This window comes from Citrobacter freundii complex sp. CFNIH9 (assembly GCF_002903305.1).
Taxonomy (GTDB): Bacteria; Pseudomonadota; Gammaproteobacteria; order Enterobacterales; family Enterobacteriaceae; genus Citrobacter; species Citrobacter portucalensis.
Map to the genome: position 1 here is coordinate 855,882 of NZ_CP026238.1, position 14,600 is coordinate 870,481.

16 protein-coding genes and 1 pseudogene are annotated in these 14,600 nt (G+C 53.3%); 4 read left to right on the forward strand and 13 right to left on the reverse strand.

All coding sequences use genetic code 11. From position 1 onward, the window contains the following. Window positions 1-15: 15 nt before the first annotated feature. From hemW to C2U43_RS04335, 5 genes are read right to left on the reverse strand one after another with little or no spacing between them, the layout of a single operon-like run. Window positions 16-1,152: a radical SAM family heme chaperone HemW gene (gene hemW, locus C2U43_RS04315; RefSeq protein ID WP_103284731.1), complete on the reverse strand. Its 1,137-nt coding sequence runs from the start codon at window positions 1,150-1,152 to the stop codon at window positions 16-18. Then, window positions 1,145-1,738 carry an XTP/dITP diphosphatase gene (locus C2U43_RS04320; protein ID WP_103284732.1) on the reverse strand — a complete coding sequence of 198 codons (594 nt, stop codon included), beginning with the start codon at window positions 1,736-1,738 and terminating at the stop codon, window positions 1,145-1,147. Before C2U43_RS04320 ends, hemW begins: the two co-directional genes overlap by 8 nt. Window positions 1,739-1,745: 7 nt before the next feature. Next, the gene (gene yggU / locus C2U43_RS04325; protein WP_003027101.1) at window positions 1,746-2,036 is read right to left on the reverse strand and encodes a DUF167 family protein YggU; all 291 of its coding nucleotides are present in this window, start codon (window positions 2,034-2,036) and stop codon (window positions 1,746-1,748) included. Then, on the reverse strand, window positions 2,033-2,599 hold the full coding sequence (locus C2U43_RS04330) for a YggT family protein (protein ID WP_003825417.1): 567 nt from the start codon (window positions 2,597-2,599) through the stop codon (window positions 2,033-2,035). The genes yggU and C2U43_RS04330 overlap by 4 nt, the downstream gene beginning before the upstream one ends. Before the next feature lie 18 nt (window positions 2,600-2,617). Then, window positions 2,618-3,322 carry a YggS family pyridoxal phosphate-dependent enzyme gene (locus tag C2U43_RS04335; RefSeq protein WP_103284733.1) on the reverse strand — a complete coding sequence of 235 codons (705 nt, stop codon included), beginning with the start codon at window positions 3,320-3,322 and terminating at the stop codon, window positions 2,618-2,620. A gap of 17 nt (window positions 3,323-3,339) precedes the next feature. Between C2U43_RS04335 and C2U43_RS04340 the strand changes: the two genes are divergently transcribed. Next, window positions 3,340-4,320 carry a type IV pilus twitching motility protein PilT gene (locus tag C2U43_RS04340; protein ID WP_048236732.1) on the forward strand — a complete coding sequence of 327 codons (981 nt, stop codon included), beginning with the start codon at window positions 3,340-3,342 and terminating at the stop codon, window positions 4,318-4,320. Here the strand turns inward: C2U43_RS04340 and ruvX are convergent. The 8 genes from ruvX to metK form a co-directional block, all read right to left on the reverse strand. Continuing rightward, window positions 4,317-4,733, reverse strand: coding sequence for a Holliday junction resolvase RuvX (ruvX, locus tag C2U43_RS04345; protein ID WP_008785771.1), 417 nt, complete (start codon window positions 4,731-4,733; stop codon window positions 4,317-4,319). The genes C2U43_RS04340 and ruvX overlap by 4 nt on opposite strands. Continuing rightward, window positions 4,733-5,296, reverse strand: a complete 564-nt coding sequence (locus C2U43_RS04350; protein WP_003027086.1) for a YqgE/AlgH family protein — start codon at window positions 5,294-5,296, stop codon at window positions 4,733-4,735. The genes ruvX and C2U43_RS04350 overlap by 1 nt, the downstream gene beginning before the upstream one ends. A 176-nt stretch (window positions 5,297-5,472) precedes the next feature. Beyond that, on the reverse strand, window positions 5,473-6,420 hold the full coding sequence (gshB, locus tag C2U43_RS04355) for a glutathione synthase (protein WP_003027083.1): 948 nt from the start codon (window positions 6,418-6,420) through the stop codon (window positions 5,473-5,475). Window positions 6,421-6,439: 19 nt separating this feature from the next. After that, on the reverse strand, window positions 6,440-7,171 hold the full coding sequence (gene rsmE / locus C2U43_RS04360) for a 16S rRNA (uracil(1498)-N(3))-methyltransferase (protein WP_008785768.1): 732 nt from the start codon (window positions 7,169-7,171) through the stop codon (window positions 6,440-6,442). Between the two features lie 74 nt (window positions 7,172-7,245). Beyond that, entirely contained in the window at window positions 7,246-7,953 is a 708-nt protein-coding gene (gene endA / locus C2U43_RS04365; RefSeq protein ID WP_103284734.1) for a deoxyribonuclease I, read from the reverse strand. Window positions 7,954-8,047: 94 nt separating this feature from the next. Further along, window positions 8,048-8,545: a SprT family zinc-dependent metalloprotease gene (locus C2U43_RS04370; RefSeq protein ID WP_003825440.1), complete on the reverse strand. Its 498-nt coding sequence runs from the start codon at window positions 8,543-8,545 to the stop codon at window positions 8,048-8,050. Between the two features lie 76 nt (window positions 8,546-8,621). Then, window positions 8,622-10,016 carry a galactose/proton symporter gene (gene galP, locus C2U43_RS04375; RefSeq protein ID WP_008785766.1) on the reverse strand — a complete coding sequence of 465 codons (1,395 nt, stop codon included), beginning with the start codon at window positions 10,014-10,016 and terminating at the stop codon, window positions 8,622-8,624. Window positions 10,017-10,414: 398 nt separating this feature from the next. Beyond that, window positions 10,415-11,569 (reverse strand): methionine adenosyltransferase, encoded by a 1,155-nt coding sequence (gene metK, locus C2U43_RS04380; protein ID WP_020996311.1) that lies wholly within the window; start codon window positions 11,567-11,569, stop codon window positions 10,415-10,417. Window positions 11,570-11,987: 418 nt separating this feature from the next. On the opposite strand from metK, the pseudogene C2U43_RS30000 reads away from it, so the two are divergent. From C2U43_RS30000 to speA, 3 genes and pseudogenes are all read left to right on the forward strand, one after another. Continuing rightward, a pseudogene (locus C2U43_RS30000) lies at window positions 11,988-12,089 on the forward strand (hypothetical protein); the annotation flags it as partial. A 258-nt stretch (window positions 12,090-12,347) separates the two neighbouring features. Next, window positions 12,348-12,494 (forward strand): acid stress response protein YqgB, encoded by a 147-nt coding sequence (gene yqgB, locus C2U43_RS04395; protein WP_071692618.1) that lies wholly within the window; start codon window positions 12,348-12,350, stop codon window positions 12,492-12,494. Beyond that, complete coding sequence (gene speA, locus C2U43_RS04400; RefSeq protein WP_020996310.1) at window positions 12,487-14,463, forward strand: biosynthetic arginine decarboxylase; 1,977 nt, start codon at window positions 12,487-12,489, stop codon at window positions 14,461-14,463. Before yqgB ends, speA begins: the two co-directional genes overlap by 8 nt. Window positions 14,464-14,600: the final 137 nt, after the last annotated feature.

The following is a 14,600-nucleotide window of genomic DNA, read 5'->3' on the forward strand; positions in this document are numbered from 1 at the left end:
TACGTTCACCAGCCATCACTCCGCCAGAAACAGCTCCAGCAGCGAATTCAAGAACAGCTTACCGTGTTGGGTAATCTGCCAGTACTCATCGCATTCACTCAGGTAGCCCTGGGAAATAGCCTCATCGATCTGTCGACGAATAACGTCTTCGGTAAGACCGGTATATTGCGTGAACTCCGCGCGAGGCGCGGCTTCCAGCAGCCGGAAACGGTTCATGAAGAACTCGAACGGCTTATCGGCTTCGGCGACATCGCACTGGCTTTCGAGATAACGCCCTTGCATATACCCACGCGGATGCCGTGTTTTGGTGGTGCGCAGGATGCGTCCGTCAGGGAATGTGATCTTACCGTGTGCGCCGCAGCCAATGCCAAGATAGTCGCCAAAACGCCAGTAGTTAAGGTTGTGCTGACACTGATAACCCGGTCTGGCGTAGGCTGAGGTTTCGTACTGCTGATATCCCGCGGCGGTAAGTAGCTGGTGGCCTTGCTCAAAAATATCCCACAGCGCGTCATCGTCCGGTAAAACCGGCGGTCGGGAACCGAACAGCGTGTTGGGTTCGATGGTCAACTGATACCAGGAAAGATGCGGTGGGTTGAGCGCGATGGCCTGCTGTAAATCGCCCAGCGCCTCTTCCAGCGTCTGATCCGGTAAACCATGCATCAGGTCGAGGTTAAAACTGCGTAGCCCCAGACCGCTCGCCAGGTGTGCTGCTCGTTTGGCTTCTTCCGGCCCGTGAATACGTCCCAGACGTTCGAGTTTGGCGGAGCTAAAGCTCTGTACGCCAATCGAGATACGGTTGACGCCAGCGCGTTGATAATCCACAAAGCGATCGGCTTCCACCGTCCCGGGATTCGCCTCCATCGTGATTTCTGCATCTTCGGCCAGATTCAGCCGTGCTCGCACGCCGTCGAGCAGCGTTTGCATCGCCGGGCCAGAAAGCAGGCTCGGCGTGCCACCACCGATAAAAATCGTCTTTACTTCACGGCCCTGGGCATGGGCCACCTCAGTATCCAGATCGCTCAGTAGATGCTGCACATAGTCGTCATGAGGGACTTCGCCCTTTAGCGCATGCGAGTTGAAGTCGCAGTACGGGCATTTCTGCACGCACCACGGGATGTGAATATAAAGACTTAGCGGCGGAAGCTTAACCATTACGCAGGGCATCCAGCAGCAGCTTCAGCGCCTGTCCGCGGTGAGAAATTGCACTCTTTTCTTCACGGGTCAGTTCGGCTGCGGTTTTCCCTTCAGACGGCACAAAGAAGATCGGGTCGTAGCCAAAACCACCGTTTCCGGCAGGTTCGCGGGTAATCACGCCCGGCCAGCTTCCGTGGCACACAACAGGCGTTGGATCGTCTGCATGGCGCATATACACCAGCACACAATGGAACTGCGCCTGGCGCTTGTCATCAGGAATATCCTGCAGGGTGTGAAGCAGTTTTTCCAGGTTCTGCTGATCGGTCGCATCTTCGCCGGAATAGCGGGCTGAATAGATACCCGGCGCGCCGCCAAGGGCATTTACTGCCAGACCTGAGTCATCAGCAATGGCCGGTAAGCCGGTAATTTGCGCGGCATGACGCGCCTTCAGAATGGCGTTCTCAATAAACGTCAGCCCGGTCTCGTCTGCAGAATCAACACCCAGTTCCGTTTGGGCAACAACACCAAGACCGAAATCACTCAGAAGAGAGGCGAGTTCACGCACTTTACCGGCATTGCCGGTCGCGAGGACAACTTTTTGCATGGGATACCTAATCAGTTAACGCCGCAATTTCGGGCGGGATCTGTTGCGGATGAATGATTTTAACCTGTTTGTGACGACCAAGCTCGCCCTTCTCAATGACGACCTGGCTTTTTGCCACACGGAACTGTTTGCCGAGAAACTTCACCAGATGGCTATTGGCCTGGCCATCAACCGGTGGGGCGGTAATGGCGACTTTAACTTCGTCGCCATGTAAACCCACAATACTGTCACGGCTGGCTTTAGGCTGAATATAGAGCCGTAAAACCAGACCGTCGTCGCAGGGTGTAACGGCACTCATAGCGCCATCCACAGCCCCGGCAGCAGCATGTTGCCTGTCGCCTGTAACACTTCCGCGATGCCCATGTTAATAACGTAGAGCAGCAGAACCAGAATCATTGGGGAGAAATCGATCCCGCCCATGCCTGGAAGTATGCGACGGATAGGACGCAGCAGCGGATCTGCCAGTTGAATCAGCACGTACTCTACAGGACTGCGGCCCTGGCTGACCCAGCTCATAATCGCCATCACAAGCAGCACCCAGAAAATCAACAGCCCGATAGTCTTCAGGACAATCAGTACGGCGGCGATCCAGATGATCGGCTGGAACGTGACCACCTTAAACAGCACGATTGCTTTGATAAAGCTGAGAACGAGCGCAACTAATGCTGAGGCGCTGTCGATCGGTCCCATCGGGGGAATAATGCGGCGTAACGGCCCAATGATGGGCTGAGTGATTTTCACTATAAACTGCGAGAACGGGTTGTAAAAATCGCAGCGAGACCATTGCATCCACACGCGCAGCAGCAGCGCCATGGTATACAGCTCAATTACCGTTGAGAGCAGGAAGGTCAACGTATTCATGGTGTTCCTTAGTTTTCCTTATTTTTTAGTGTAATCACGAGCACCAAAAATGGCAGTGCCAATGCGCACCATCGTGCTACCCGCCGCGATGGCGGCATCCATATCATCAGACATTCCCAGTGAGAGAGTGTCGATGCCTGGGTAGCGTGTTTTCAACCCGGCAAATGCTACCGCCATTTGCTGTGCAACTTCAAACTGCCTTACATAATCTGACTCTGGAGCCGGAATCGCCATCAGACCACGCAGGGTAATGCGCGGCAGTGCAGCGACTTCAGCGGCCAGTGCATCAAGCTCTGCCAGCGGAATTCCTGACTTACTGTTCTCATCGCTGATATTAATTTGAATCAGTACATTGAGCGGCGGCAGTTCCGCCGGGCGCTGTTCGCTCAGACGGGCAGCGATACGCAGGCGGTCGATCGTATGGCACCAGTCAAAGTGCTCAGCGACCAGACGACTTTTGTTGGACTGCAGCGGGCCGATAAAGTGCCACTGCAGATCGTTGACGCCTTTTTCCTGGAAGTAGCGGATTTTATCCACCCCTTCCTGCACATAGTTTTCACCGAAGGCACGCTGCCCGGCGGCAATGGCTTCTTCGATGGCGCTCGCAGGTTTGGTTTTACTGACTGCAAGCAACGTAACTTCTTCTGAAGACCGCCCGCAACGCGTCGCGGCGGCTGAGATTTTGTCCCGGACATGTGCCAGGTTATGCGCGATATCGTTCATTTTCCGAGGATGTTCATATGAATATGGAAGAAATAGTGGCCCTTAGTGTAAAGCATAACGTGTCGGATCTACACCTGTGCAATGCATGGCCTGCGCGCTGGCGCATACGTGGAAAAGTCGAAATCGCACCCTTTACTACGCCTGACGTGGAGAATCTGCTGATGTGCTGGCTCAGTGAGCAACAACAGGTACAGTGGCAGGAACAGGGGCAGATTGATTTTGCTATTGCGCTGGCCGGTTCCCAGCGGCTGCGCGCCAGTGCTTTTGTTCATCAACAGGGAACCTCACTGGCGCTAAGATTGCTCCCGCTTGATTGTCCATGTTTAGACGATCTCCAGACCCCTGACGTCATACCTGAACTGCTGCGCAGTGAAAATGGGTTAATTCTGGTGACAGGCGCTACCGGTAGCGGTAAATCAACGACCCTGGCGGCGATGGTAGAGTACCTTAATCAGCATGTTGCGGGGCATATTCTGACGCTGGAAGACCCGATTGAATATCGCTACACCAGCCAGCGTTGTCTTATTCAACAACGGGAGGTGGGCGTACACTGCGCTTCTTTTGCCGCCGGTTTACGCGGCGCGCTGCGTGAAGATCCCGACGTCATTTTGCTGGGCGAACTGCGCGACGCGGAAACCATTCGTCTGGCATTAACGGCAGCGGAAACCGGGCATCTGGTGCTGGCAACGTTACATACGCGAGGGGCGGCACAGGCCATCGCGCGGCTGGTGGACACCTTTTCGGCAACAGAGAAGGATCCGGTGCGTAACCAGTTAGCAGACAGCCTGCGGGCGGTACTTTCGCAAAAGCTGGAGGAAGATAAGCTGGGAGGACGCGTGGCGCTATTTGAGCTGCTCGTCAACACGCCAGCCGTGGGCAATTTGATTCGTGAAGGGAAAACGCATCAGCTGCCCGGCGTAATTCAAACCGGGCAACAGACAGGTATGCAGACATTTGCACAAAGTCAGCAGCAGCGTCAGGCGCAGGGACGGATTTAGTAACCCTGCTCGAAATAGCTTTCGAGGATGACCACGGCAGAAGCGGAATCTACTTTGCCTTTATTCAACGCCCGGTATCCGCCTTGTTCGAACAGGCCGGAGCGGGCCTCGACGGTGCTCAAGCGTTCATCGTGCAGCGTTACGGTTACGCCAAAGCGACCGTGAATACGGTTAGCGAACTTACGCGCGCGCGCGGTAAGGGGCTGTTCTGTGCCATCCATGTTGAGTGGTAGGCCGACAATGATTTCATCCGGCTGCCATTCTTTCAGCAGGCGTTCAATCAAACTCCAGTCTGGCGTACCGTCCTGCGCCTTAATGGCGGGCAACGGTCTGGCCGTACCGGTAATGCGCTGACCAACAGCAACACCAATACTTTTCGTACCAAAATCAAAAGAGAGTAATGTTCCGCTCATCAGGCATGTCCCGCCACGCCTGGCATGGTCTGAATATCTATCCCGATAAGTTTCGCCGCATCGCGCCAGCGGTCGGCAATCGGCGTTTTGAATAAGATGTTGAGGTCTGCGGGCGCCGTGAGCCAGGCGTTATCCAGTAACTCTTGTTCCAGTTGACCTTTTTCCCATGATGAATAACCCAGCGCAACCAGCACTTCGGACGGTTGTTCTTGTGTGCCCAGGGTTTCTAGTACATCGCGGGAGGTGGTGATGATGGTGTTATCTGAAATGCGGATACTGGATGCAAAACGTGACGGCGGGGTATGCAGAATAAATCCACGGTCTTCCGCCAGCGGGCCGCCGAGCATCACTGGTTTATCCAGACGAATGGCCGGATCGCGTTCTTCTGGGGTAATCTTCAGCTTTTCCAGAATCCCTTCAATTTGTAAGTTTTCCAGAGGCTTATTAACGATAATCCCCATTGCTCCGTTCTCATTATGTTCACAGATGTACACCACGGAACGGCGGAAAATCGGATCCTGGAGAGCAGGCATGGCAATCAGAAAGTGATGCTGTAAATTCATTGTCAGAGGTTCTGTTTCCTGGTTCAAAAAAGCAACAGAGCCCAGTATGTGGGCAAAGCTCGAAGATGTCACCCTCTGAAGATAGCATTGCCGGATGACGGCTTCGCCTAATCCGGTCTGCGGGGTGCAATTTCAGGCCGGATAAGACGCGATGGCGTCGCTATCCGGCAACGTATTTACTTCTGCAAACGCGCCTCAATGGCATCCATCAGCATACCGGTAATCGAAACCGGGAACTCCGCTTCGATTTCACGAATACAGGTTGGGCTGGTAACGTTAATTTCCGTCAGACGATCGCCAATGATATCCAAACCGACAAAAATCAAACCTTTCGCTTTCAGCGTTGGCCCAATGCGACGTGCAATTTCCCAGTCGCTGTCGGTCAATGGACGCGGCTCACCACGACCGCCAGCGGCCAGGTTACCACGGGTTTCGCCGCCCTGCGGAATACGCGCCAGGCAATAAGGAACGGGTTCGCCATCGACCACCAGGACGCGTTTATCGCCATCTTTAATTGCTGGCAGATAGTTCTGCGCCATGCAGTAGCGGGTACCGTGCTCGGTCAGCGTTTCAGCAATGACGCCAAGGTTCGGGTCGCCTTCCTTCACACGGAAAATAGATGCGCCGCCCATACCATCCAGCGGTTTGAGAATGATGTCGCTGTGTTTTTGCCAGAAGGCTTTCAGCTGCGCTTTGTTACGCGTGACCAGCGTTTCCGGCGTCAGGTCGGCAAACCATGCGGTGAACAGCTTTTCGTTGCAGTCGCGCAGGCTCTGCGGTTTGTTGACGATCAGCGTCCCTTTTTCTTCTGCACGTTCCAGAATATAGGTAGCGTAGATGAACTCGGTATCAAACGGCGGATCCTTACGCATCAGAATAACGTCCAGGTCTGCCAGCGGGAGATCCTGCTCGCTCTTGAACTCATACCATTTGTCGTAGTTCTGCTCTACGCTCAGGGTACGCGTATGGGCACGGGCTTCACCGTTGATCAGATAAAGATCGGCCATCTCCATATAATGAATTTCGTAACCGCGACGTTGCGCTTCCAGCAGCATAGCGAAGCTGGAATCTTTCTTGATGTTGATGCTTGCGATGGGATCCATCACGATGCCGAGCTTGATCATTGTCTTCTCCGTTTATGCCTTAGCCCAGATCGCCAAAACGCACCTGTAGCGCAGTAATGGCGGTGAGCGCGGTTGTCTCAGTACGCAGAACGCGAGGTCCTAACAGAATATCAGTAAACTGATAACGTGCGGTCATGGCAATTTCATCTGCCGACAACCCGCCTTCCGGGCCAATCAGCAAGCGGATGCGCTCCACCGGCAGCGGCAGCGTATTGATGCTGGCGCTGGCGCGCGGATGCAGGTTCAGTTTCAGACCTTCGTCCTGTTCCGCGCACCATGCTTCCAAATCCATTGCCGGGCGAATTTCGGGCACCCGGTTTCGACCGCACTGTTCGCAGGCGGCAATGGCGATTTTCTGCCACTGCTGGAGCTTCTTGTTCAGGCGTTCACTGTCCAGTTTAACGCCGCAGCGCTCAGAAAAAAGTGGCGTAATGAGGCTTACACCCAGTTCGATCGATTTCTGGATAGTGAATTCCATTTTTTCGCCGCGCGACATCACCTGACCCAGGTGGATGTGCAACGGCGACTCACGATCGTCGAGTTCAGCGTTAAGTACCTTCACATCCACGCTTTTTTTACTGGCGTGGGTGATTTCAGCGTCGAATACCTGATTGCTGCCATCAAACAGCTGTAGCGCCTGACCCGGTCCCATACGCAGCACGCGGCCGATATGGTTGGCTGCATCTTCACACAGTGAAATTTGGCTGCCGGAAGTGATTGGCTCAGGGTGATAAATGCGAGGAATGCGCATAGTTAAACATCCGCGTCATGGCCCTGGGCTACGAAAGGCCAGGGCATGGTTAAAAATATTGACGCTAGTGTAGGTTAGCTCTTTTGCGCCTGGCAAGCGCGTTGCACATATGGGTTATGGTTCCCCTGTACCTTTGCAATGCGTTCGTCGCGCTCACACTCCCAGTCGGTGACCGGATATTGCTTATTCCAGGCGTTAAAAAGCTGAGTTTGCTGGCGGGAGAGCGTTAGAGAGTACTGGTCGCGCATGTAAAAATAGGTACGAGCAATGGCACCGCGGGCGCGGGCTGGCGGCTCGGCAACTTTCTCTTTGAAGTCGACCTTCATGGCGCATTGCCCATACTGACCCTCGCCACCGTTCCACTGGCTGTACATGAAGTTAGCGCGATCGCCATTTACCTCACCCACCGCAGGTTGCAGGTTATGCATGTCGCTTTCCATTTTGCGATAGACCGGATCTTTGGCGCAGTTTTTACGCCCTCCGTCCTGCCAGCACTGACGCTGATGACCAAATTGCCAGGCGGGGACAACGTGCTCCCATTCAATTCGACTGGCGCGGTTTTCATTTTTTCGCACTTTATAGCCGCAGGATTCGAGGTCAACGATCCCTTTTTTGCCTTGCCAGTTAATTTTACAACCGCAGTAGAAATCGCCCGGCGCATCGGCGTTCACCTTGACGCCTGCTGCTTTTGCCTGAGAAAAACTGTTGATGCCTTCGGCTAAAACCGGGCCTGAAAACGCAGCGGCTAACAGGGCCGCAGCAAAAGAAAAATGACGGTACATCACAAACTCCGTGTCAAAACGAGCCCGCAACGTAGCGAAAGTTATTCCAGTATGCAATCAGTTAGGTCAGAAAAGTTCCTGATAATTCTGAAGATTATTCTGCAACCAGCGGTTCGCCGCAGTGAACACAGCGGTAGGTGGCCTCACCGCGCACAACGCGGTTATGGCGGCGGACGGTCAGTTGGTGCTCCTGACACTTACAGCGGTAAGTAAAGGTCTTGCGCTGCACCGATTGCAGTTCAAACTGATGCGTGCGCCGGGCCGGTACGCCCAGTACGCTTTCCATCATCCATTTCCACTCTTTTCCGTGTGGCGGCACGCGCCCAAAGTGCTTCCACACCAGTAAATGCGCCAGTTCATGGGGCACAACTTCGTTAATGAATGCGTCGACGTTTTCCATCAGCAGGACGGGATTAAGGCGAATTTCATAGGTTTGTAGCCACGCAGTGCCGGCGGCGGTGCCGCGCTGTTGGTAAACCAGCTTTGGCTCCGGATATTGGCGTTCGAGCTTGAGATTGGCCTGGGCGAGTTTTTCCCGCAGGCTACGCATAACGGCTTGCTGGATGGCGATAGGGAGACGGGAGGTTTTCATAACGCCAGAGGATAGTGCGACAGGGAAGGGACTGCAAGAGGAAGGCTTCCTCCGCTGGGGAGGAAGCCTTTGGTGATTAGTCGTGTGCGCCAATTTCGCGCAGTTTACGACCCTTCATCAGGTTACGCTCAATGTGTTCCAGAGAGACGTTTTTAGTTTCAGGGATCAGCCACAGAGTCAGGAAGATGAACAGTACGTTCAGGCCGCCGTAGACCCAGAAGGTGTTGGCGCTGCCCAGCGAGTTCAGCATCGTCAGGAAGGTTGCGCCGACGATCATGTTGGCAATCCAGTTGGTTGCAGTAGAGCAGGTGATGCCGAAATCGCGGCCTTTCAGCGGCTGGATTTCAGAGCACAGTACCCAAATCAGCGGACCGGCGCTCATGGCAAAGCCAACGATAAACATCAGCAGCATCAGTACTGCGAAGTATTGTGCGGATGCCGAGTGAATACCCACGTGCATCATTGTACCCAGCACGCCCATACCAACGGCCATCACGATAAAGCCAAGGATCAGCGTAGGCTTGCGGCCCCAACGGTCAACCAGGCCAATGGCGATAAAGGTTGCCAGCACGTTGGTCAGACCGACGATAACAGTCCCCCACATCTGCTCGGTGGTGTTGGTGTAGCCCGCCAGCTCAAAGATTTTCGGTGCGTAATACATGATGACGTTCATCCCGGTGAACTGCTGCATCACCTGCAACAGAACGCCAAGGAATACCGCACGACGGAAGTTGCTATTTTCTTTAAACAGCGCCCAGCCACTCTGCTTTACCTGCAGACTTTCACGGATTTCATCCAGCTCGCGTTTGGCTTCTGCGCTGGTGTCACGCAGACGCAACAGGACGCGTTCAGCATCAACAAAACGACGTTTAGCTGCAAACCAACGTGGGCTGTCCGGCAGGAAGATAACGCCAACCAGAAGCAGCAGGGCAGGGATGATGATTACACCCAGCATCCAGCGCCATGCGCCGCTGTAGCTAAAGGCTGTATCGGAAAGATACGCGCCCAAAATACCGATGGTGATCATCAGCTGATACATAGAGATCATGCTGCCACGAATCTTTTCCGGGGCAATTTCAGACAGGTACAGTGGCGCGGTATAAGACGCAACGCCTACAGCCAGGCCGAGCAGCACGCGGGAAACCAGCAGGACTTCAACGTTTGGCGCAGCGGCGGAGAACAGTGAACCCGCAACAAACAAGATCGCACCGATCATCAGGCTTTTTTTGCGTCCCAGTTTGAAGGAGAGCCAACCGCTGCCGACAGCACCTACCGCCGCACCAAACATCATGGAACTCACCACCCATTCCTGAGTGTGCGGGGTAATTTGAAACTCGTCGGTGATGAACGGTAAAGCACCGGCAATAACACCGATATCCAGGCCAAAAAGTAATCCAGCCAGGGCAGCCAGAAAGCAGACAAAAAATGTCATGGCTTTGTTGGAACGCCCCGTTTTTTTATTGTCAGGCATGATGCCCTCCGGTTGGGTAGCTAGTTTTGTTGATGTTAAGGGTAGGTGAGTACGGGGTAAAAAAATGCGAATCACATCACATTAGTGTAATCGCTTACACTGTCATTCATGCGGCTTATTAGTTAACTAATTGAAAGTTAGTATTATTTATTGGGATTAAATAATGTTGGTCGTCTGAATTTAAGACAATAATGAAAGATAATGTAACGGTGATGCAAGTGTGCTGGCTAAGAGATGTTAATTCAAGGTAGAGGGAAATATGGTGTGATGTAATCGCTTTCATTTTCATTTAAAGCAATAGTAATCATCGCGGTTTGGTGATGGATGTGGGAGAGGAAATAGGTATAAAAAAAGACCAGCGCGAGGCTGGTCTTCATAAGCGTTAAGTCTGGTTTAAATTACTTCAGACCGGCAGCGTCGCGCAGCAACTGTGCTTTGTCGGTTTTTTCCCATGGGAAATGTTCGCGACCAAAGTGACCGTAAGCAGCGGTTTCTTTGTAAATCGGGTGCAGCAGATCCAGCATCTGAATCAGGCCATACGGGCGCAGGTCGAAGAACTCACGCACTAGAAGGGTCAGCTGCTCTGAAGGCACTTTTTCAGTACCGAACGTTTCCACCATGATAGATGTCGGTTCTGCCACGCCGATTGCGTAGGAAACCTGAATCTCACAACGGTCAGCCAGGCCTGCGGCAACGATGTTTTTCGCTACGTAACGGGCTGCATAGGCTGCGGAACGGTCAACTTTAGACGGATCTTTACCAGAGAATGCACCGCCGCCGTGACGCGCCATGCCGCCGTAGGTATCAACGATGATTTTACGACCGGTCAGACCGCAGTCGCCCATCGGGCCGCCGATAACGAAACGACCAGTTGGGTTGATGAAGAATTTGGTCGAAGCGGTCAGCCATTCAGTCGGCAGTACCGGCTTGATGATCTCTTCCATAACGGCTTCTTGCAGCGATTTCTGGTCGATATCTTCAGAGTGCTGAGTAGACAGAACAACCGCATCAATACCGACGATTTTGCCGTCGTCATACTGGAAGGTTACCTGGCTTTTGGCATCCGGACGCAGCCAGGATAAGGTGCCGTTTTTACGCACTTCAGCCTGACGCTGCACCAGACGGTGAGCATAGGTAATAGGTGCTGGCATCAGCACGTCGGTTTCGTTGGTTGCATAACCAAACATCAGGCCCTGGTCGCCTGCGCCCTGTTCCAGCGGATCGGCACGGTCAACACCCTGGTTGATGTCCGGAGACTGTTTACCAATCGCGCTCAGTACCGCGCAAGAGTTGGCGTCAAAGCCCATGTCGGAATGCACATAGCCAATTTCGCGAACCGTGTTACGGGTGATCTCTTCGATATCAACCCATGCGCTGGTGGTGATCTCACCGCCAACTAAAACCATACCGGTTTTGACGTAGGTTTCGCAGGCAACGCGTGCTTTTGGATCCTGTTCCAGGATTGCATCCAGCACAGCATCAGAGATTTGGTCAGCGATTTTGTCAGGATGCCCTTCTGATACGGACTCGGACGTAAAAAGGTGTTTTGCCATATTTAATTTCACCTAAGGAGAATTTGGTTAGCTCAAACTGTCGAGTGGAATAGCCATGTGTAGAAGATTCTACCATGAGTCTGCAGATGACGGACACTGGCAGTCTGAGTGTTAATCGGTATAGATGGATTAACATCTGGACGGCTATTTTAGGACAGTTCTTCGCCTGATTTCCAGCTTTTTTTGATTGAGGTCGCATTGTACTGAAAATGTAACTGGAAATTTTTCCTGACGGTGCTGGCAATGTGCATATTTATCTTTTGCTTTTTGACTTTCTTATCGGTATAAAACGCGGCGCGCGGCTCATACAAAAGCACACGACGTTTTCATCGTGTTGCCACTTCCAGCCGGGTTAAAACTTTAGCTTTGGCTTGTGGGTTCGTTCCGTAAGGAGCAACCGTGGAGGTGATACGAGATAATGAACCGTTGTATTCTGCAGAATCTGTCGCACCGTTCTGGTGTACATATGTCCCCCGCAATCTGCATCTCTGCTTTGCATACCTGTCGATGTTATATACACAAAATCATTTATGCTGCGTCGAGGCGGCAAGTGAATGAGTCCCCTGAACGTACGAGTAGTACGTGACTGGGGCGAATGAGCGTAGCCAACAAAGAGGCTGCATGAAGGATGAAGTGTATACCCATCTCGGCGTATCTCAGGACTCAAGAGCCGGTAACGGTCACTAAGAACTGAACAAGGGCGCTCTTGGTAAACAAGAGTTTTCTCGTGGTTTCGCCGAACCGTCAGCATTAAGTTCGGTTACGTGTTTACATTGATATGAAAAAGAAACCGGTCGCACAGTCGGAGCGTCAGCACTATCTGCTGCAAATTCTGCCTGTATTTGGGTTGTTATCGCGTCTTCGGATTGCGATAGTAGTCAACTGTTTTACACTTGTTAATAAAATTGAGGTTCGCTATGTCTGACGACATTTCTTTGGGTTCGCCTTCGTCAGCAGGCGAACACGGTGTACTACGCTCCATGCAGGAGGTTGCAATGAGTTCCCAGGAAGCCAGCAAGATGCTGCGTACTTACAATATTGCCTGGTGGGGTAATAACTACTACGACGTCAATGAACTGGGTCACATCAGCGTGTGCCCGGATCCGGACGTACCCGAAGCGCGCGTTGACCTTGCTGAGTTGGTGAAAGCCCGTGAAGCGCAGGGCCAGCGTTTGCCTGCATTGTTCTGCTTCCCGCAGATCCTGCAACACCGTCTGCGTTCGATTAACGCCGCGTTTAAACGTGCCCGTGAATCTTACGGTTACAACGGTGACTATTTCCTCGTTTACCCGATCAAGGTCAACCAGCACCGCCGCGTGATTGAATCGCTGATCCACTCCGGCGAACCGCTGGGACTGGAAGCGGGTTCCAAAGCTGAACTGATGGCCGTTCTGGCTCATGCCGGAATGACCCGTAGCGTGATCGTGTGTAACGGTTATAAAGACCGCGAATATATCCGTCTGGCGCTGATTGGCGAGAAGATGGGCCATAAGGTCTATCTGGTCATCGAGAAGATGTCTGAAATCGCTATCGTGCTGGATGAAGCTGAACGCCTGAATGTCGTTCCGCGTCTGGGCGTGCGTGCGCGTCTGGCGTCGCAGGGCTCCGGCAAGTGGCAGTCCTCAGGCGGGGAAAAATCGAAATTCGGCCTGGCGGCAAACCAGGTGCTGCAACTGGTCGAAATTCTGCGCGAGCGCGGTCGTCTGGACAGCATTCAGTTGCTGCACTTCCACCTTGGCTCGCAGATGGCGAACATTCGTGATATCGCCACCGGCGTACGTGAATCGGCGCGTTTCTACGTTGAGCTGCACAAGCTTGGCGTCAATATCCAGTGCTTCGACGTGGGCGGTGGTCTGGGCGTGGATTACGAAGGTACCCGTTCGCAGTCTGACTGTTCCGTAAACTACGGCCTGAACGAATACGCCAACAACATTATCTGGGCGATTGGCGACGCCTGTGAAGAACACGGTCTGCCGCACCCAACGGTGATTACTGAATCGGGTCGTGCCGTTACCGCGCACCATACCGTGCTGGTATCTAACATTATCGGCGTTGAGCGTAGCGAAATTACCGAAGCGACGCCTCCGGCAGACAACGCGCCGCGCTCCCTGCAAAGCATGTGGGAAACCTGGCAAGAGATGCATGAACCGGGAACTCGCCGTTCGCTGCGTGAATGGCTGCACGACAGCCAGATGGATCTGCACGATATTCACGTTGGTTACTCTTCAGGTACCTTTAGTCTGCAAGAGCGCGCGTGGGCTGAGCAGCTTTATCTGAACATGTGCCATGAAGTGCAGAAACAACTCGACCCGAGCAACCGCGCGCATCGCCCGATTATCGACGAGCTGCAGGAGCGTATGGCGGATAAGATTTACGTCAACTTCTCGCTGTTCCAGTCGATGCCAGATGCGTGGGGGATCGATCAGCTGTTCCCGGTAATGCCGCTGGAAGGACTGAATCAGGTACCTGAGCGCCGCGCGGTGCTGTTGGATATCACCTGTGACTCTGATGGCGCTATCGACCACTACGTTGACGGTGATGGCATTGCGACCACCATGCCGATGCCGGAATATGACCCGGAGAACCCGCCGATGCTGGGCTTCTTTATGGTGGGTGCGTACCAGGAGATCCTCGGCAACATGCACAACCTGTTTGGTGATACCGAAGCGGTTGACGTGTTCGTCTTCCCTGACGGCAGCGTAGAAGTTGAGCTGTCCGACGAAGGGGATACCGTGGCGGATATGTTGCAGTACGTGCAGTTGGATCCGAACACCTTGCTGACGCAGTTCCGTGACCAGGTGAAAAACACCGATCTGGATACCGAGCTGCAGCAACAGTTCCTCGAAGAGTTTGAGGCCGGTCTGTACGGTTATACTTATCTGGAAGACGAGTAACGATAAATGCCTGCTGGCGCTACGCTTACCGGGCCTACGGAAGTAGGCCGGATAAAGCGAAGCCGCATTTGTGGCACTTACTTGAATCCGTACAAAATAACGGCGATAATTTGCCGTAAATATGCAGTTACCAAATC